This is a genomic window from Micromonospora sp. C95, assembly GCF_018070465.1.
Classification (GTDB): domain Bacteria; phylum Actinomycetota; class Actinomycetes; order Mycobacteriales; family Micromonosporaceae; genus Micromonospora.
Genome location: NZ_JAGPXT010000003.1, coordinates 120362 through 140748, shown reverse-complemented (window position 1 = coordinate 140748; position 20387 = coordinate 120362). Strand labels below are relative to the sequence as shown.

The 20387-nt window shown below is 71.9% G+C and carries 9 protein-coding genes; 6 read left to right on the top strand and 3 right to left on the bottom strand.

All coding sequences use genetic code 11. From position 1 onward, the window contains the following. Window positions 1–11: 11 nt before the first annotated feature. Together KBX00_RS05245 and KBX00_RS05240 are read right to left on the bottom strand one after the other, a co-directional pair. A complete protein-coding gene (locus KBX00_RS05245) occupies window positions 12–1565 on the bottom strand; it encodes a class I adenylate-forming enzyme family protein (protein ID WP_210823816.1) in 1554 nt (517 codons plus the stop codon). Beyond that, complete coding sequence (locus tag KBX00_RS05240; RefSeq protein ID WP_210823814.1) at window positions 1562–3133, bottom strand: NAD(P)-binding domain-containing protein; 1572 nt, start codon at window positions 3131–3133, stop codon at window positions 1562–1564. Before KBX00_RS05240 ends, KBX00_RS05245 begins: the two co-directional genes overlap by 4 nt. Window positions 3134–3206: 73 nt before the next feature. On the opposite strand from KBX00_RS05240, the gene KBX00_RS05235 reads away from it, so the two are divergent. The 6 genes from KBX00_RS05235 (at window position 3207) to KBX00_RS05210 (ending at window position 10939) form a co-directional block, all read left to right on the top strand. Beyond that, a complete protein-coding gene (locus KBX00_RS05235) occupies window positions 3207–4757 on the top strand; it encodes an aromatic amino acid ammonia-lyase (protein ID WP_301547390.1) in 1551 nt (516 codons plus the stop codon). A 34-nt stretch (window positions 4758–4791) separates the two neighbouring features. Then, window positions 4792–6372: an FAD-dependent oxidoreductase gene (locus tag KBX00_RS05230; protein ID WP_307868106.1), complete on the top strand. Its 1581-nt coding sequence runs from the start codon at window positions 4792–4794 to the stop codon at window positions 6370–6372. 3 nt (window positions 6373–6375) lie between these two features. Beyond that, a complete protein-coding gene (locus KBX00_RS05225) occupies window positions 6376–7488 on the top strand; it encodes an alpha-hydroxy acid oxidase (protein WP_307868104.1) in 1113 nt (370 codons plus the stop codon). Then, the gene (locus KBX00_RS05220) at window positions 7485–8852 is read left to right on the top strand and encodes a cytochrome P450 (protein ID WP_210823812.1); all 1368 of its coding nucleotides are present in this window, start codon (window positions 7485–7487) and stop codon (window positions 8850–8852) included. The genes KBX00_RS05225 and KBX00_RS05220 overlap by 4 nt, the downstream gene beginning before the upstream one ends. A gap of 75 nt (window positions 8853–8927) precedes the next feature. After that, window positions 8928–9632, top strand: coding sequence for a response regulator transcription factor (locus tag KBX00_RS05215; RefSeq protein WP_307868103.1), 705 nt, complete (start codon window positions 8928–8930; stop codon window positions 9630–9632). A gap of 14 nt (window positions 9633–9646) precedes the next feature. Then, complete coding sequence (locus KBX00_RS05210; protein WP_210823809.1) at window positions 9647–10939, top strand: HAMP domain-containing sensor histidine kinase; 1293 nt, start codon at window positions 9647–9649, stop codon at window positions 10937–10939. 191 nt (window positions 10940–11130) lie between these two features. On the opposite strand, the gene KBX00_RS05205 is transcribed toward KBX00_RS05210, so the two are convergent. Next, a complete protein-coding gene (locus KBX00_RS05205; protein ID WP_210823807.1) occupies window positions 11131–20367 on the bottom strand; it encodes a neuraminidase-like domain-containing protein in 9237 nt (3078 codons plus the stop codon). Between the last annotated feature and the right edge of the window lie 20 nt (window positions 20368–20387).

The window sequence follows — 20387 nt, the reverse complement described above, 5'->3', positions numbered from 1 at the left end:
ATCGCAGCCCGTCATCCGGCTCCGGCGCGGTCGTCGAGTGAGCCGGCAAGGCGTCGCTTGTCGGGCTTGCCGGCGGCGGTGACCGGTGCCTCGGCGATGAAGGTGATCTTTCGGGGAGCGCTGGGCTCACCGAGCTGCGTCCGGACCAGCTCGCGCAGCACGTCCGGATCCGGTCGCCGGCCCGCGGCGGGGACCACGAAGGCGTGCACCGCCTCGCCGGTCTCCTCGTCGGGTGCGGCCACCACGTACGCCTCCGCGACGTCGGCGCAGCTGGCCAGGGCGCGCTCGATCGGGCCGGCGTACCGGAGGTCGGCGTTGACGATGACGACGTCCCGGGACCGCCCCAGCAGGTGCAGGTAGCCGGCGTCGTCCAGCCGACCGCGGTCGCGGGTGCGTACCCAGCCGGCGGTGAAGACCTCGGCGGTCTCCGTCGGGTCGTCCCAGTAGCCGCTGGCCTGCGACGGGGTACGGACGAAGATCTCGCCCTCGACGCCGGGGGCGACCGGCCGCCCGTCGGCGTCGCGGACCTGCACGTCGACCGCGGCCGGCGGGCGGCCCACCGAGGCGAGCAGGGCCGGGGCGGCGAGCATCTCCGCCGGGGTCAGCATGGCGATCATGCCGGTCTCGGTCTGGCCGTAGCCGTGGTACACCACCGGCCCGAGCACATCGAGCGCCTCGGCGAGCCGGGTCGGGTGCAGCGGGGAGCCGGAGACCAACAGGGCGCGCAGCGCGCCGAGGTCGGCCGGCGCGGCGCGCTGGGCGGCGACCAGCTTCGCCAGTCGGCCCACGGTGATCACGCTGGTGCTGGCCCGGTGCCGGACCAGCGCGTCGGGAAAGAACGGCACACCGGCGCGGGGCGGCTCGGCGATCACCATGGTGCCGCCGGCGGCCAGGGTGAGAATGCCGTACTCCAGCATCACCTGGCTGGCCAGCGAACCGAAGACCAGGTAGCGGTCGAGGTGCCCGGCGAGGTCGCGGACCGCCGGCGGCCATCGGTCCGGGTGCGCCGCCCAGGCGGCGTCGAGGGACGCGTACGTCTGGAGGCAGCCCTTCGGGTTGCCGGTGCTGCCGCTGGTGTAGACGACCCGGGCGATGTCGTCCGGACGCCCGGCGGGGACCGGGGGTGTGCCGTCGGCCCGGGCGGCGGTCAGGTCGGGTGCCCCGTCGACCGGGCCGATGCCGAGCAGCGGAAGACCGGCGGTGACCGCCCGCAGCTGCGGGGTCACGGTCGAGCGGTCGACGAGCACCGCCGAGATCCGGTGGCCGAGCAGGTGCCGCAGGTGATCGGGGGGAAGCCCGGGGCGGACTCCGGCGACCCGGGCGCCGACCACCTGGGCCGCGACGACGGCGGCGAACGCCTCCGGGGACACGCCGAGCAGCACCGCCACCCCGGTACCGGGACCGATTCCCGCCGCCCGCAGGCCGGCGGCGATCCGGGCGACCAGCTCGGTCACCTCGTCGGCGCAGACGGTGCGCGAGCCGTGCTCGAAGACCGGCCGGTCCCGTTCCTCGCCCAGCAGGTCGAGGATCGCCTGCGGGTAGCCCGGTCCACCGTCCGGGTTCACCCGGTCGCTCCCGCCGCAGCGGCGACGCCGGTCAGGGACTCCTTGACGAAGACCGTCAGCGGCTGCTGGTGCACGGTGGGCAGGTTCCACTCGTTCTCCAGGTTCTCGGCCAGGTGGTGCACCGCCACCACCTGGCCGTCCCGGTACTGCCGCACGACCGGATGCAGGTAGGTGGCCCGGTGCGCGGCGTACGCGTCGTTCTCCGCCACCCGGGGCACCGCGACGTCGAACGGGTCGACGCAGTCGTGGTCCGGCCCGTACTCGAGGGTGACGGCGAGGGCCCAGCCGCCGCCCAGCCCGCCGTCGGCGAGGTACGCCATCGGCACCTCCTCGTGGTAGTGCGCGGTGTCGTCGCGTACCGTCACCACGTCGCCGAGCACCCCGAACTGCTGCCACAGCGCCGAGGAGCGGTTGATCCGGGCGATGATCGCGTCGGTGATCGCCTCGGGGGTCGCCGCCAGTCGGACGGTCGGCCATCCGGTGTCGTGGTAGCGGGAGGCGAGGATGCGGTGCAGGGCCCGCACCCCGTACCGGAAGCCGTGGATGAAGCCGCTCGTCGACCGTTTGAAGTCGCGCTGCTGGGTGAGGGTGCCGGCGAAGTAGAGGTCGGGGACCGTGGTCGACTCGTACGCCGAGGTCTGCTCCGGGAACCGGTCGTCGATGACCAGCCGGGGCCGGCAGCTGTCGTCGAAGATGCTCGCGTCGAATTGGAATCCGGTGCACACGATCACCCGGTCGTAGCGGATCTCCCGGATCGCCTCGACGGTGCGGGCGTACCGGAAGCGGACCAGGTAGCCGCCCTCGGGCCGGCGGTGGATGCTCTCCACCGTGCCGTCGAGCACGGCGTTCTGCGACTTCAACTGGTAGCTGTCGAGGAAGTTGTTGTTCACCGCCCGCAGGTGCCCGACGTAGTGTGACTGCCAGGCGAACCGGACCGAGCGCGGGCCGGCCAGGTGCACCACGGCGGCGGTCTCCATCAGCGCGTCGGCGGTCTCGAAGCCGGAGTTCCCCTTGCCGATGATCATGACGCGTTGGTTGACGAAGTCGGTCGGGTCGACGCTCACCGTGTCGTACCGCTCGGCGGTCTCGATCCCGTCGATGGCCGGCACGTACAACTGCGAGACGCCGGTCGCGACGACCAGCCGACGTCCCCGCCAGGTGCGGCCGTCGGCGTCGAGGGCGTGGAACCCGTCGTCGTCGCGGCCGATCCGGACCACCGGCGTCTGGTAGCGCACCCGCACTCCGGTCGCCTCGGCGAAGTCGGCGAGGTAGCGCAGCAGGTCGTCGGCGGCCGGGAAGTACCGCCCGCTGTACCGGCCGAACCGCAGCCCCGGGTCGTCGCTGAGCAGGGAGTTCCAGTCCATCCGCAGGTTGAACTCCGGATCGTCGGAACCGGTGTGGACCTTGTTGATGGAGATCAGCTTGCGGTGTCGCGGATAGCTGCGGAAGAAGGTGCCGGGGGCGGTGCCAGCCTCCAGGACCACGTAGTCATGACCGTCGCGTTCGAGCAACGCGCCGAGTTGCAGTCCCGCCGGCCCGGCGCCGATGATCAGGTAGGCGTGCGTCATCTGCCGGACGGTAGCGACCGGTCATCAGAGATAACTCAGACCGCTCTGAGAATCCACGGCTACGGTCGGCCCGATGACGACCCACACCGTGTCCGTCGCGGCCGACCCGATCGATCTGGCCCGCCCGCTGCGGGTGGCGGACCTGCGCCGGGCCGCGACCGAGGTCACCGTCGAGATCACCGCCGAGGTACGCGACCGGGTGCGGCGCTCCCGCGACCACCTGCGGGCGGTGCTCGGCGACGACCGTCAGGTCTACGGTGCCACCACCGGGTTCGGCGCGCTCGTCGGGTTCGCCGGCCGCGACGACGACGCCGACCAGTGCGACAACACCCTCGCCCACCTCGGTGCCGGTCAGGGCCCGGACATCGACCCGGAGGTGGTCCGGGCGGCGATGCTGGTCCGGGTCTGGTCGCTGGGCCAGGGGACCTCCGGCGTCTCGCCGCGGGTGGTCGAAGGGCTGGCCGCGATGTTCGGTACGACGTTCGTCCCGGCGATGCCCCGCCTCGGGTCGGTCGGGGCCAGTGGTGACCTCATTCCGCTCGCCTACGCCACCCAGTCGCTGCGCGGTCGGGGCTGGGCTTGCCTGGCCGGTGACCGGATGCCGGCCGCCGAGGCGCTGGCCGGGGCCGGGCTGACACCGTTGCTGCTCGACGGACGCGACGCGCTGGCGCTGGTGAACGGCACCTCGCTGACCACCGCCGCCACCGCGCTCGCGCTGGACGACATCCGCCGCGCGCACCGGGCCGCCCAGCTGCTGAGCTGCCTGCTCGTCGACGTGCTCGGCTGTGACCCCGGCCAGTTCCTGCATCCCCGGTTGCTGGCCGCGTACGGGCACCCCGGTGCGGTCGACGTCGGTGCCCGGATGCGGGAGTGCCTCGTCGGTGCGGTGCCGTCTGGCGGGCGCCCGCTCCAGGAGGCGTACAGCATCCGTTGCACCCCGCAGCTGCTCGGCGCGGCCGAGGACGCGCTGCGCTACGTCGACGGCGTGGTGGAGTCGGACCTGCGCAGCGTCAGCGACAACCCGCTGTTCTTTCCCGACGACGACCTGGTGCTGCACGGCGGCAACTTCTTCGGTCAGCCGGCGGCCTTCGCCGCCGACCTGCTGGCGACGGTGGCCGCCCAGCTCGGCAACCTCGTCGAGCGTCAGCTCGACCTCCTGGTCGACCCGGCCCGCAACGGCGGGCTGCCGCCGATGCTCGCGGCCGGACCGGGACGGCAGCACGGGTTGCAGGGTGCCCAGCTCGCCGCGACCGCGATGGTCGCGGAGATCCGCCGGCAGGCCACCCCGGCGGGGATGCAGAGTCTGCCCACGAATCTGCACAACCAGGACGTCGTCCCGTTCGGTACCCAGGCCGCGCTGCGCGCCGTGGACCAGGCGCGGTTGCTGCGGCTGATCTGCGGGACGCTCGCGGTGGGGCTGCGTCAGGCGGTCCACGTCGGTGCGCGTACCCCGACGGCACCGGCCTGCCTCGCGGTGCTGGAGCGGCTCGCGGAGACCGTGCCGGCGATCGATCCGGACCGGCCGCTCGACGACGACGTCCGTCGCGCCGCCGACCTGCTCGACCTGCTGACCGGGGCACCGCACTGGGCGGCGTCGGCGGCGACCACCGGATTCGACGGCTGATTTTTCTCTGAGTTCGTCTTCGTACCGTCGCCTGGTGACCGGAGAGATGCTCGACTATCTGATCATCGGGGCGGGACCGGCCGGGCTTCAGCTCGGGGCGCTGCTCGAACGGGACGGCCGCCGGGACTACCTGGTACTGGAGTCCGCCGACGTCCCCGGCGCCTTCTTCACCCGGTTTCCCCGGCACCGCCAACTCATCTCGATCAACAAGCCGCACACCGGATCCGACGATCCGGAGCTGAACCTGCGGCTGGACTGGAACTCGCTGCTCAGCGACGACCCGGCGCTGCGCTTCACCCGCTACACCGAGCGCTACTTCCCCGACGCCGAGGTGATGGTCCGCTACCTGGCGGACTTCGCGGCCGCCACCGGGGTCCGGGTCCGCTACCGCAGCCGGGTGGTCCGGGTCGCCCGGCCCGACGACGCCGGCTTCCTGGTCACCGACGAGGAGGGTACGACGTACCGGGCACGTCGGGTCGTCGTGGCGACCGGTGTCTCGCAGCCCTACGTCGCGCCGATCCCCGGCATCGAGCTGGCGGAGCGGTACGACGAGATGCCGGTCGACCCGCGCGACTTCCTCGACCAGCGGGTGCTGATCATCGGTAAGGGCAACTCCGCCTTCGAGACCGCCGACGCGCTGATGGAGACGACCACGCTGGTCCATGTGGCGGGGCCGAGCCCGGTCCGGATGGCGTGGCGGACCCACTACGTCGGGCACCTGCGGGCGGTGAACAACAACTTCCTGGACACGTACCAGCTGAAGTCGGCAAACGCGATCCTGGACGGGCACGTGCGCGGCATCGAGCGCGACGACGAGGGCTACCGGGTCACCTTCGGCTTCTCCCGGGCCGACGAGGTCGTCAAGGAGTTGCGGTACGACCGGGTGCTGGCCTGCACCGGTTTCCGCTTCGATGCGTCGATCTTCGCCGACGACTGCCGCCCGGCGTTGGTGATAAGGGATCGGTTCCCGGCCCAGACCCCGGCGTTCGAGTCGGTGAACGTCCCGGATCTGTTCTTCGCCGGCACGCTGACCCAGGAGCGCGACTTCAAGAGGTCGACGAACGGCTTCGTCCACGGTTTCCGGTACGGCGTCCGGGCACTGCACCGCATCCTCGAAAACCGCTACCACGACAATCCGTGGCCGGCGGAGAAGCTCGACGCGACCGCCGAGGCGGCGGCCGACGCGATCATCGAACGGGTCAACAGGTCCTCCGGTCTCTGGCAGCAGTTCGCGGTGCTCGCCGACGTGGTCACCGTGGCCGGGGCCGACGCCCGCTACCACGAGGAGGTGCCGGTCGACCACCTCGGGCAGGCCGGGCTGGCCACCGCAGACCATCCGGTCGAGCACGCGTTCGTCGTCACCCTCGAGTACGGTCCCGACCACGATCAGGTCGACCCCTTCGACATCTCGGTGCGCCGGATCGCCCAGGACGTCGCCGGCCAGGCCCACGACGCGGCGTATCTGCATCCGGTGGTGCGCCACCAGCGTGGCGGCCAGGTGGTGGCGGAGCACCATCTGGCGGAGAACCTGGAGAACCAGTGGAACAAGCCGCAGGTGCACCGGGCGCCGCTGGTCGCCTTCCTGAACCGCTGCCTGACCAGCACCGTGGGCTGACCCGTGTCGTCTCTGCCCGCACCGGCGACGACGGAACGTGCCGCCACGGCCGATCCCGGTCCGCTGCACCGCGTCGAGGACCTGGCGGCGGAGGCGCGGCTGCGGCTCGATCCGGTGCACCGGGACTTCTTCGCCGGAGGTGCCGGGGACGAGCGGACGCTACGGGCCAACGAGACGGCCTTCGACGGGTACCGGATCCTGCCTCGGGTGCTGCGTGGCGGCGGCGAGCGCGACCTGCGGACCGAGTTGTTCGGTGAGACCCTGCCGATGCCGGTGTTGGTCTCGCCGACCGCCTTTCACCGGCTGGCACACCCGGAGGGGGAGGTGGCGACGGCCCGGGCGGTCGGTGCGGCCGGCACCGTGATGGTGGTGAGCATGGCCGCCACCACGCCGATCGAGGCGGTCGCCGAGGCGGCGGGCCGATCGGCGCGGCTGTGGTTCCAGCTCTACCCGCAGCCGGATCTCGGCTTCACCGCCTCGGTGATCCGGCGGGCGGAGGCGGCCGGCTGCCGCGCCCTGGTGGTCACGGTCGACTCGCCGGTCTTCGGTCGCCGCGACCGCGACCTGCGCAACGGCTTCCTCGACCTGCCGCCCGGCTGCTGCTGCGAGAACATGCGGGATCCGGAGAGCGGCCGGGTCCGGAACATCGTCATGGACGCCACCCTCGACTGGGCCCGGATCGAGTGGCTGCGCGAGACGACCCGGTTGCCGATCGTGCTGAAGGGGATCCTGCACCCCGCCGACGCCCGCCTCGCGGTCGCGCACGGCGTGGACGCCGTGCTGGTCTCCAACCACGGCGGGCGGCAGCTCGACGGGGTACCGGCGAGCATCGACGCCCTGCCAGCCGTCGTGGCGGCGGTCGGGGGCCGCGTCCCGGTCCTGCTCGACGGCGGGATCCGCCGGGGGACCGACATCCTCACCGCGCTGGCGCTCGGGGCGGTCGCGGTCGGGATCGGCCGACCGGTGGTCTGGGCGCTGGCGGCCCGGGGCGAGCCGGGAGTGCGGCAGCTGCTCGACCTGCTCCGTGCCGAGCTGGCCCGGGCCATGACGCTTGCCGGCGCGGTCCGCCCCGCCGACCTCGCCCGCGACATGATCCTCGACCGGATGCCGGTATGACCCGGCCGCTGGTGGTGCTGTGCGGGCTGGCCGGTCTGCTGGCGGTGGGGTGGCTGCTGCCGCGCCGGTTGCCGCCGGCGGTGGTCCGACTCCGAGAGTGGATCTTCAGGCGGGTGAACGGTGCCGAGGGGATCCCGGTGCCCGGTCCCCGGATCGGGCCCGAGCACTTCGCGCGGATCTACGCCCACCCGGCGGCCAGCGGGCGTAGCCGGGGGGCCGGCCTGTCCGACCTGTTCTGGTACTGGCTGGCGCCCGGCCCGCAGATGCACCAGGAACACCTGGAGCCGGGCGAGCGTTACCGCACGGTCGCCCGGACGACCAGACGGGTGGTCGCGGTGTCGCAGCAGCGCTCGACCGAGCTGGCCGGTGCGGCGACCCGACGGATCCTCGACGAGCTGCCGGCCGGCCGGACCCGCCACGTCCGGCTGCGGGATCTGATGATGCCGATCTGGGCGGAGGTCTACTACGAACTCGTCTTCGGTGCGGCGTGCCCGCCGGACGTACGGGCGCTGATCGTGGCCAACGCCGACGACGTGGTCACCGCGCTCAAGTGCTGCGGGCTGCGACACCTCGACCGCCGCGACCGGCTCACCCGCTATCTGCGCGCCCGGGTCGAGGCCGGCACGGCGCCGGTGACGCTGCCGGAGCCCTTCACCGCCGAGGAGACCACGTGGTATCTGCAGGGCGCCTTCTTCAACACCGCCGTCGTGCAGATGTCGGAGGCGATGGCGCACCTCCTGCTCGCCGTGGCGCAGCATCCGGCGGTGCAGCGGGACCTGGTCGCCACCCTCGACGGTCCCGACGGTGACGCCGCCCTGGACCGGGTGATCGACGAGACGCTGCGGGTGCATCCACTGTTCGGGGTGGCGCACCGGATCACGTCCGGCCCGATCGAGGTCGACCCGGAGCTGACCATCCCCGCCGGTTCGGTGCTGCTGTTCAACTACCTCGCCTACCAGCGCAGCGGACCGGCGGCCGACGACTCGTTCGAGCCGGCCCGTTGGCTGACCCTGGAGCGCGGTGCCGCGCACTTCGTCCCGTTCGGCGTCACCGCCAACCGGGCCTGCCCGGCCCGCGGCGTGGCGCCGGTGATGATGCGCGCGGTGACCCGGGAGGTGCTGCGCCGGTACGCGCTGGTCTCCACCGTACGGCACACCCGGTCGCTGCCGAACCGTGGACCCTGTTTCCTCGTGCCGCCCGGTGCCCGACCGCCCGCACGGGGCCGGCTGTCGCTGATGCGCTGGGGTGACCGCTGGTCCGACGTGGGGCGCAGCCTCGTCCAACTCGTGCTCGGCACCTGGATGGTGCTCGATGCCCGGCGCCAGCGCCTGTGTGCGAGCTACTTCGCGGAGGTTCGTCGATGACCGCGGCGGGCCGACCGGAAGGATCGGTCGGCGCGAGAACATAGAGACATTGGTCACAATCGATAGCATGGACGGGTGTGGGATTCTCGACATGTGCTAGAGGTAAGCGAGGTATCACCAGGCGTACACCGGCTGCTTCTGGTCGAGGACGACGCGGAACTCGCGGACATGCTCACCGAGGTGCTGGCCGACGAGGGATACCAGGTCGACGTGGCTCGGGACGGACAACGGGGCCTGCACCTCGGGCTCACCCGACCCTACGACGTGATGGTGATCGATCGGCTGCTGCCGGCGCTCGACGGGCTCAACCTGCTGACCCGGCTGCGCTCCCGCGCGATCGGTGCCCGCGCGCTGCTGCTCACCGCGCTCGGCACCGTCGACGACCGGGTCGCCGGCCTGAACGCGGGCGCCGACGACTACCTGATCAAGCCGTTCGACCTGGACGAACTGAGCGCCAGGATCCGGGCGCTGTGCAGACGCGCGTCCGACGGTGCCGAGGCGCTGCCGATCGGTGCCGGCCGACTCGACCTCGGCCTGCGCGACGTGGTGCTCGGCGACGGCACCCGGGTGGCGCTCTCCGCCCGGGAGTTCGAACTGCTCCGCGTCCTCGCCCTGCGCCCGCGGGCGGTGCACACCCGCGCCGAGCTGCGCCGCCGGGTCTTCGACGCGGCGGAGGCCACCTCCATAGTCGACACCTACGTGTACTACCTGCGCCGCAAACTCGGCCGGACGGCGGTCCGCACCGTGCACGGCCTCGGCTACCGGCTCGGTGAGTTGTGACGCCGCGCCGGAGGGTGCGGCGGGGGTCGTCCGGTCTCTCCTGGCTGGCGGCCGAGCGCATCGTGGTGGCCCGGGCCCGTCGCCGGGTCGGCCTGCTGGTGGGGCTCGCGGTGACCGTTCTGGTCACCGCGGTCGGCGTGCTCTCCTACGGCATGCTGATCCGTGGCCAGGAGCGCCAGATCAAACGGGAACTCGCCTACACGGCCAGCCGGGGCGACCCGTCCGGTCCACCCGGTTGCACCTGGCTCTTCCTGCTCCACGACGGCGGGATCGCCGGCGGCGCGGTGCCGGCTCCGCCCGGGTTCCCGCTGGCGGCGGCGATGACCACCACGGCCCGCACCGGAGTCGCGTCCGAGACGACGATCGAGCGCGACGGCACGGTCTACTTCGTGCTGACCGAGACCCGTGGCGAGGACGTGGTGCAGGCGATCTTCGACGCCCGGTACCAGCTCGCCGACCGGCGGCACCTGCTCGCCGCCCTCGCCGTCGCGGAACTGCTCGGGCTGGTCGTCGCCGTCGCCAGTGGGTCGGTGGTGGGCCGGCTCGCCGTCGCGCCGCTGGCCGACTCCCTCGCCCGGCAGCGCCGGTTCATCGCCGACGTCAGCCACGAACTGCGTACCCCCATCGCGCAGGTGCACACCCGGGCGCAGTTGCTGGCCCGGCGGGCCGGCGCGGCCGGTGTGCCCGCGGAGTACCAGTCGGAGCTGAACCGACTGACCGGCACCACCAGGCGGCTCGGCGAGGTCGTCAACGACCTGCTGCTCTCCGCCCGGCTGGCCGTGGCGCCGGGCGAGGGGGCGGCCGCCGACCCGGTGGACCTGGCGGCCGTCGCCGAGGCCGCGGTGCTCGCCGAGAACGACCGGGCCGGCGAGCAGGGTGTGCTGCTCACCCTCAGCCGCCCGGACGTGCCGGTCCCGGTCTCCGGTGTGGAGTCGGCGCTGCGCCGGGTGATAAGTGAGCTGCTGACCAACGCCCTGACCCACACGCCGGCCGGCGGGCGGATCGACGTGACCGTACGGCTGCCCGGCCACGGCGTGGCGGAGCTGATCGTCGCCGACACCGGCAACGGCTTCGATCCGGCCGACCGCATCTTCGACCGCTTCCACAGCGGTGCCGGTCCGGACAAACGGCACACCGGGCTCGGGTTGGCGCTGCTGCGGGAGGTGGTTACCGGACACGGGGGCACCATCGACGCCCGTAGCCATCCCGGTCGGGGTGCCCGGTTCGCCGTCCGGCTGCCGGTCCGGACGAGCCCGCGACCGGCCGCGTCGACGCCGACGCCCGCGTCGGTCTCCGGCGACGCCTGAGCAAGAAGAAAGGGCGCCCGAGCCAATGCGCGACCGCCCCCTCGTAAAACAGCTGAGATAGCCTTTTTTGACGCCGCCAAATTTCTCTTCCAAAGACAATTCAGCAACCAATACCACACCATTAAGTACCACCCAGCGGAACCAATGTCGCACCCCGGGGCGCGGCCGGCAACCGTGGTGTCGGCTAGCCGTCAGGACACCGTGAAGCGGAGGACCAGATAGGCCCGGTGGACGTCGGTGACGACCAGTTCGGTCCAGCCGGTGCTACCCGCCCGGCGCAGCCGCAACCGCCACTCGCCGAGCGCGGCGGTGCCCGGCGCGGGAACCAGGGCGAGGTGCGGAACGCCGCCGAAGGCGCCGTCGAGGGGGCCGGGCACGTCGCTGAACGAGCCGCCGGGCACCGCCACCTGCCCGTCGAACGCCTCGGCCGCGTCGAGGATCACGTCGACTGCGGTGACCGTGGCCGTGCCGCCGTCGGCGATCCGGGCCTTCGCCCAGAACGGCAGGTGGTCGGGAGTGAGCGTGACGGTGAGCGTCTGCTCGCCGTCCTCCTCCGGGTGCAGCATCCGGTGCCACGCGGTGGCGAACTGTTCGTCGAGCACGAACATCTGGGTGCCGGCGGTCGGCAACGTCGCGTCCACGTTCGCCCGGGCCGCGTCGGCCAGCGCGGTGCTGCCGGCGACCGCCGTGTAGTCCAGGTGCAGCACCACGTCGCCGATGGTGTCGAAGTCGAAGCGGTTGTTCTGCCTCGGCAGGTCGATGCGCCACTCGCTGACCGCCCCGGCGAGTTCGAACGGCAGGTACCGCTCGTCGGCGAAACCGAGCTCGAACATGCCACGGTCGTTGGCGCCGTGTGACGTCGCGATCGCCGCCACCGGCACCGGGTTACGGACGAAGCGCTCGTCCGGCCCGGCCAGCGGGTCGCCGTACCCGCCGGCGACGCTGTCGGTGAGCCGGATGCCGTTGTTGGTCAGCGACAACGTGCAGTTCACGCTGGTGTACGGCCCGACGACGCACGGGACGCTCAGCGCCACCGACCGGATCCGCCGACGGTAGTGGCCCGGGTAGTCCAGGTCGAACAACCACTCGGGCAACGCCACCGTCGCGCTGCCGGTGAGTTTGAGCGCGAGCAGTGACAGTGGGGCCACCTCGGCGAGCGACACGTGCTTGGTGATCTCGAACTCGCGGGCGTGCCGGTCCAGGTAGGCCACCTCCATGCGGCGCAGGTCGTTGCCGAGCCGGTCCGCCGCGAGCAGTCCCTTCTTCAGGCTGTCCCAGTAGCCGAACTGGACGAAGCTCGCGCCCGGCTCGGCCAGCTCCAGCCGGAACGCCTGCTCCGCCCGGCGGGCCAGGTCGAAGGCGAGCTGGTACGCCTGGAAGTACGTGGTGGACAGCCGCCCGACCAGCCAGTCGTAGAGCTGGGCGCTGGTGTACTTCTCCGTCAGGTACGCGTGCGCCGCGTCGGCGTGCGCGATCGACAACTCGTGGTTGGCCAGCTCCAACTCGGCGATGCCGTGCCGGATGCCGGCCACCTCGATCTGTACCTCAAGTTGTTGGCGTTCCAGCTCCGCCAGCCGCTTGTTGAACTGGTTGGCCTCGTCCTGCCGGGTGTAGCCGCCCTGCGTGGTCATCATCTCGCCGGCGTGGTGCAGGATCCCGGACAGGCCGGCGAACATGGCAGCGAAGTTGAACGACGACTTCGACGGCTGCTCCCCGTACGAGACGGTGAACAGGGGTGAGCCGCCGAAGCCCGCCGCACCGGCGGTGATGTAGGGGATGAAGGCGGTGCCACCGGCGACCGCGTTGAGCACCGTCGCGACGATCTCCGAGACGATGCCGAGGCCGTGGCTGACCGTCCCGGCTATCTCCCACGCGTTCATCCGCGGGATGTCGCCGTGGTACTGGATGCGCTTGTCCAGGACGGGCAGCCCCTTCTCCAACGCGGCCTGGGTCTTGAGCGCCTCGTCGACCTGCTCCTCGCGGACGGCCCGGACAGCCTGCCGCAGCGAGACCTCGTTGCCGGCGTGCAGCAGAGCCAGCCCTTCGGCGTCGCGGCGTTCCAGGGCGGACAGCAACCGCTCGCCCAGGGCGCGGACCTCGGCGCAGAGCGTCGCGGCCCGCTCCGCGAGCGTGCGGAAACGGTACTGGCCGGCGGGCAGCGCACCGACACCGAGCACGCTGGACAGGTCGATGCCGGCAGCGGCGGCCTTGACCAGCAGCGCCGGGTCGATCGGCGGCTCGAACAGCGGCAGCTGCCGGACGACGCCCTCGATGTTCATGCAGTTGCGCACCTTGTACAGCCGGTCGGCGACCGTGTCCCAGTACGACAACAGGCGGGTGTTCGCGGGAATGCCGAAGTACCGCACCTCCAGGTGGGGCAGCGGCGCCGCCGGTACGCCCGGCGCGGCGAGGTCGTCGACCGGGCCCGGGCCCGGGGCCGGTACGAAGTTCTCGACGACCACGTCGACCGTGGTGTTGCCCAACGGGTCGAGCGGGCCCTCGCCGACCAGCTCACGGTAGGAGAGCTCGGCGTGCTCGACCGGTGGAACCTTCACCGGGCGGGGACCGAGCAGCTCGGCGGCGAGCACGTAGAGCAAGGTCGCCTCGTTGATGGACTCCAGGGTGTCCCGGCGGAACAGTTGGTCGCCCCAGGCGATGAGCAGGTCGAGGTACTTCATCACGACGGCGCGTTGGAACGCCACCGGCCGTCGCCGGGCGATCAGATGTGGGTTGAACGGGTTGTTCTTCCACTCCCGTACCTGGTCGAGGTTGCCCGCGAGGTTGTTCAGCAGCGTCTCGATGCGCTGTCGGCGGTAGTCCTCGCTGTTCTGGTCGAAGAACGGCTTGGTGATCCAGTAACGCTGCGGCGCGGAGAGCGCCTCGGTGTTCGTCGGGTCGAAGATCCGGTGGTACCACCGCATCGCCTCCTCGAACCGCTGGTTCGCCACCAGCTTGCCGGCGATCAGCAGCGGCGCGTGGCAGAAGATCTCCCAGTTGTACTGGGCGTACGCGCCGTACGCGGTGAAGTCGACGACGTCCGTGGCGGCGGTGCTGTCCGCCGCGTTCCAGGCCGCCGGCTGGTAGCCGGCGAAGGTGAACGCGTTGCCCGGCGGGTAGTGCTGCGGGAAACGCTGGATCCGTCGGTTCAGCAGGCCGTCCAACCCCGAGCGGCCCAGTTCGCGCAGGAACAGCGCAGTGTACGGGTGGTGGAAGGGGTACCAGGTGAAACCGAGGACCGTGAACCACTGGATCCCGGCGTTGGCGCCCCACCAGGAGATCAGCATCGGTCGCCACCGGGGCAGGATGAAGAACGACCGACTGCGGTCCTGGTAGAGCAGCGGGGACAGACTCGCCTGCACGTCGTACTGGATCTGGTGTGGGGACTGGGCCACCTCGAACGGTGCCTTCCCACCCCGAGCCAGGGTGACGCTGGTGCCGCCGGAGATCACCCGCACCGCGCTGCCGTTGGCCGCGTGCCGGCGGTTGTTGGTCAGCCGGGTGAACTCGAAGTGCATGCCCTCGGGCAGCACCAGCCGGGGCGCGATCTCGTACGGACCGCTCAGCGGTGCCAGGGCGCGGCTGTCCAGCGAGTCGTGCACGTACACGTAGGAGTTCGTGGTGACCGGGTTCGACGACATGGTGCCGCCCGGCAGCAGCACCCGGTACTGCCCGCGCAGCGGCTTGAGCTTCAGCGCGACCACCTCGCCGTCGAAGACGAACGACGACGAGTGCCACGGCCGCAGCCGCTCGTCGAAACGGTTCTTCGTCACGTACGCGTACTGGTCGGCGTACGGGTCGTAGAACCGGGTGTTGTTGAACTCCTGCGTGGTGGAGAGGTACACGTCCAGCCAGAGATGGTTCTCCCGGGACTTGTAGCGCGGCTTGAGATGGTAGGCCGAGGTGGGCCGCTGCCAGGGGTGCACCAGCAGGAACGGCGAGGTCCGCCGGGCGGCGAAGCCGTCGGGGGTCCGTACGCTCCAGGCCAGCTGGATCTCCAGCAGCTTCGGCGGTTCCGGGGTGTCGGTCGGCGTCTCGGTGGCCCGCGCGGGCGGCTGCTTGCGGACCTGCTGGGTCTTCTCGGCGAAGACCAGCCAGAACAGGTGCAGCCGCCGGTTGTAGACGACCGGCACCACGTGGTCGCCGACGATGTCCAGCTCGATCTTCTCCCACGCCGTCCAGCGCCCGTAGCTCAGGTCGAAGGTGCGGTAGAAGTACCGGGCCGGGTCGGCCGGGGTGCGCGCCACCACGTGCAGCACGTTGGTGCCGGCGTCGATCTCGTGGTACGTGCCGACCACGGTGAGCCGGGACACCTCGTGCACCTTGCGCAGATAACGGTGGAACGCCGTCTCGCAGCTGGCGTCGGTGATCTCGCCCTGGAGGATGTCGTCCTCCAGGTCGGTGAAGAACGGGGTCTTGTCGTCGCGCAGCTCGGGTTCGATCCAGTTTTCCGGGTACAGGAAGACCTTGCGGTTGGCCTCCCAGACCCGGTAGTTCTTCATCCACGTCCACTGCCGCCAGCTGTCCAGCGACGTGGTGTCGGCGGCCTCGTCGGCGGAGATCACCACCAGCGGGCGTTCCAGGTTGAGCTGGCAGCGCTGCACGAACATCTGCACCGAGCCGATGGCCTGCTTGATCCGCGAGGTGAGCTGGCAGGCCGACATCTCCACGTCGAGCAGGAACCAGCGCAGCATGTCGTTGGTGTCCCGCCAGTACCCGGGGTTGGCGTACTCGCGACCGTCGACGGTGATTGTCGGAGGCGTGTCGCGGGCGGACTCCTCCAGCAGGTACGCCACCAGGGCGGCACGCTTGCGTTCGCGCAGCGCGTCCTGGATCGGGGTGATCCGGGCCAGCCACACGTCGTGGTCGTACTTGGCCTTCACGATCTGCCCGATCTCGCGGGTGACGGCCCGCTGTGCCGTCGCCGAGCCGTCCCGCCGGGCCCAGCTGCGCGCGGTCACCACGTCGACGCCGAGCCGGCGGGCCAGCCCCAGCACGTGCAGGATCCGCTCCAGCCGCACCACGTCCGCGTACGCGGCCGGATCCCCACCGTCCAGGGCACTCAGATCACCGGGGTCGGCGTGGGCGAGGGTACCCAGGGCGGTGCGGAGTTCGCCGATCGGGGCCGCCGCCAGCGCCGCGTCGAAGATGCCGGCGAGGGTGACCTCCTCCGGTTCCGGATACCGGGCCCGCAGGTGCAGCCAGCGCACCAGCTGACGCCACCTGTCGAACAGCGGCCCGGCGGGTGGGGCGGTGACCGGCAGGTCGCCCGGGTGCAGCCAGCCGGCGGTGCCCGCGCGGTCCAACAGCCAGCCGAGCACGGCCGGTTCGACGCGCAGCCGGCGCACCAGGATCGCGGTCTTGTGCAGCAGGCGCCAGGCCCGGTAGATGGCCGGGAAGGCGACCGGGGTGACCGGGTTGACGAAGACGCCGTCGGAGTCCTGCTCGGTCAGCTCCGGGTCGGACAGGTCGGTGAGCAGCCCGAGCGCGTCGAGCAGGACCGCGCTCTGCTGGTCGGCCAGGCCGAAGGTGACCGCCACGTGCGCCACGGTCTGGCCGTGCAGGTCCGCGGCCGGCGTGCTGCGCAGGCTCTCCCGCAACGCCTCGACCTGCTGCGTGACGGTGTCCTCTCGCGGCTCGAACGGGGAGTCCGGGCGGTGGTGCAGCAGGTGGTCCAGCTCCGACACGGCGAACCCGGACCGGGCGATCTCCTCGTACCGGCCGATGAGGTCCAGGGTGGCCTGCGGGTGAGCGAACGGGTCCGGCAGCGTGCCGTGGCACAGGTCCACCAGCAGCAGCAGGTCCGCGATCGGGATCCGCAGCCCTCGGGCCAGCGTGACGTGGCGCAGGGCGACGGTGAGGGTGTCCAGCGTCAGCAGCGGGCCGGTGCGGGCCAGCAGCAGCACCAGCTCCGCCTCGGTGACCTGGTACGCCGCGGCCAACGTCGCCCGGTGCGCGGCGAGCGGCTCGGTGCCGGGCAGCGGGCGGGTGAACGCCGGATCCACCGGGTTGGTCAGCAGCTTGTTCTGGAACAGCGCGTCGTACGGCGACACCTGGCCCGGTTCGGCGGTGGTGCCGATCGTGTCGTACAGGCTCAGCGCCGAGCTGACCGGCAGTGCCAGTCGGCGACACACCTGGGCGAACCGGTGCAGCGCCACCAATGCTTCGCCGTCCAGTTCGCCGTCGCACACGCCCGGCGCGGCGAGCAGCTGCCCCAGTTCGTGCAGCCGCCAGGGGGTGTGCCGCCACAGCCGCAGGAACCGGTGCAGCCGGTCGAAGACGGCCGGGGTCAGCCCGGTGAGCCGTTGCCGGTCGAGGTCACACGTCCCGTCCGGACGGTCCAGCGTGACCGGTCCGGACCACGGAACCCGCAGCAGCTCCAGCAGCTCGTCGTAGGAGAGCCGGCTGTGCTGGAGGAACTCGGCCACGGTGAGCTGGGTACGGGTCGCGTCCAGCCCCCAGACGTCGGTCTGCGTGGCGGCGTCCGCTGCCACCGTGGTGACAAGCGTCGTCGCGTGCGAGGAGAGACCGAAGTACTCGCCCGCGACGCTCACCTCGGTCGGGTTGGTGCCGGCGAACGCCGCCATCAGCTCCGGCCGGGGTACGCCCAGGTGTTCCAGGAGCAGCCGGGCCTCCTCCTGCCACAGGTCGAAGTCGCCGGTGAGGTGGTCGGCCTGCCGCAGCGTGTCGTACGCCGCCGCGCGCTGGTGCTCCGGGAAGGCACGGACCTCGGCCGCGACCCGGGTGGTCTGCCACGTCTGCGGCGCGGGCGGCGCGCCCGGGATCCGGCTCTCCAGGACCTCGCAGACCAGATCCACGTAGGGCATCGGGGTCTCGGTGTTGGCGCAGTTGAGCTTGACGTCCGCCAGGTCGGGCCGGCGGTCGAGCAGCACGTCCAGCACGGTCGTGTCGGGCGCGACCGCCGGCCGGTTGCCCAGGAACCGCAGCAGGTCGGCCAGGTACGCCGCGGGGCTGTACACCGACAGGCAGCCGGGGCAGTCGCAGTAGTCGAGTGGCCCGAACAGCAGCTCCAGGTTCGGGATCTCGCCGAGCACCTCCTGCACCTGCTCGGCGGTCAGGTTCTGTTCGCCCAGCACGTACGGGTCACCGGGGTGTAGGTCCCGGCGGAACTCGGCGATCCGGTCGAGTACCTGCGCGTACTGCAGCTGCGCGGTCGCGAGCAGGTGACTGAGAACCGGGGCGCCGACCTCGGGCAGGGTCCGGGCCAGCCCGTCCGCACCGAGCGCGAGCAGCTGGGCCGAGCTGTGGATCCCCGCGCCGAGCAGCCGGCTGCCGGTGTCGGCGTCCGGGGCGAGGCGGTGCACCCGCTGCACCACCCGCAGCTCGGCGACCACTGCCGGGTCGGTGCCCGGGGCGTTGCGGGCCACGTAACTGTCCACGTTCGCCTCGCGCAGCACGAAGTCGGGCCGCTCGTCGAGGAACTCGGCCACCTGCGGCACGTGCGTGAGACCGTGCCCGGTGGCCCGGCCGACGTGCGCGACGAGAGCGACGTCGGGGAAGAGTTGTTCGGCGCGTTCGGCCAGCTCGGTCGCCACCCCGCCGCCGGCGGCCTCGACCGCGGACCGCCACTGCGTGACGGTGAGCCGGGCCAGCCCTCGGGCGCTGGTCAGGGTCGGGTCGTCGGGGTCGGCGATGACCTGCTTGAGGTGCTGCACCAGCGCGGTGTCGTTCGCCGCCACCTGCGCCACCTCGACCGTGGTACGCAGATCCGCGACGGCGGCCTCGCCACCGACCTGCGCGGCGCGCTCGGTCAGCTCCGCCCAGAACTCCGGGCCCGGTCCCTGGTGGCGCACGAAGGCGTCGGCGACCGTACCGAAGGCCGACTCGTCGACCGCGGAGACCGCCAGCAGGCCGCGTAGCGTGCCGGAGCCGGTGAGGATCGGCTTGTCGAGGGTGAACGCGGTGCGGCGGGCGGCGAGCGCGGCGAGGATCGTGTCGCGCTGCCGGGTCACGCCGATCGGGAACAGGTTCGCTGCGGTCGCCGCGTCGAAGGCCGCCGTCGCCGTCTCCGGGTCGAGGAAACCGAGCCCGGTGGCGGTGTCGTCGACGAGCCGGTCGACGGCGTTCCACTCGTCGGTGGCGGCCAGCAGGTCGTCGGGCAGCGTGGGCGGCAGGTTCTGGGCGAGGAAGCCGTAGCAGGTCGCGGGCGTCAACGGCGCGCCCAGCTCGGCGGCGACCCGGTGCGCCAGCAGCAGCCGCATCACCTCGTCCTGGGTCAGCCGCGCCGCCACCGCGACCCGGGTGACCTCCTGGTCCTGCTCGGTCTCCACCAGGTCCGTGATCGCGATGCCGTCGAGCACCGCCGCCACCGCGCGCATCCGCGTCTCGAAGTCGCTCGTGCCCCGGTAGGGCTGGTCGCCCAGGGTCAGGTTGACCCAGGAGATCATCTTCGGGTTGGCCACCACCCGGCTGCCCAGCGACTGCCCGGCCCGCACGAAGGTGACCTCCAGCTGGGCCGGCCGCGCCGCCGCCGGGTACGGGATGTCGAAGAAACCGTTGGCCAGGGTTCGCCGTTCCGCCACCAGCGTCCCTTCGCCGCGGACCGGACGCTCCCGCACCTGTACGGTCACGCCGCCCAGCCCGCGCCAGTGCTCGTCGCGGACCGTGCCCCGCAGCCGGTACGGATGCGTCACCGCACCGCCGGTGATCTCCTGGTTGAGCGCCCGCAGGGTGGGTTTGTCCAGGTGCCCGGTGGCCCGCAGGTGCTTGCGGTGCTGGTACTCCAGCACCGCCGCGCGCGTCGTGCCGCCGAAACGCTGTTGGCCGTGTTCGGCGACGGCGATGGTCAGCCCCAGCTTCGCCAGCGCCTGCTGGGCCCGCCCGACCTCGGGACCGCGCATGTTGAGTCGCAACGTCTTGTGCAGCGGTGCGAGTACCACGTCCGGCTTGACGGTCAACGCCCGGACCGGCTGGGGCCGGGAGGCGTTCACCGAGGCCATCCGCTCCCACGTGGCCGGGTCGAACTCGCCGGTGGCCGGCAGCCCGTAGCGGCGTTGGAAGGCGCTGATCGCCGCCCGGGTCGTCGGCCCGACCTCGCGCGAGCGCAGTTCGCCGCCGTCGATCGGCGCGCTCACCTTGGCGATCTCCAGGGCCCGTCGCAGCGCCCGGTGCGCCCCGGCGACCTGGGTCCGGGAACTCAGCTTCGCGGCGAGCGCGCGTGCCTTGAGCCGCGCGGTGACCTCGTCGGTCACGACGGCGCCGCCGGTCACCGCCCGCAGGGCCGTGGTCGTGGTCGGGCCGAACGTGCGGGCGGCCACCTCTGCGGGGTCGACCTGCTGTCCGGCCTGCGCGAGCAGCCGGTGGATCCGGGCCACCCGGGTCTTGCTGGCCGTGGTGAACTCGTGCTGCGTCCGCGCCACGACCGGGGCGAGCCGGACCGTCTCCTCGTCCCGTCCGTCGTTCACCGGCATGTCGGCCTCATCTCCACCGT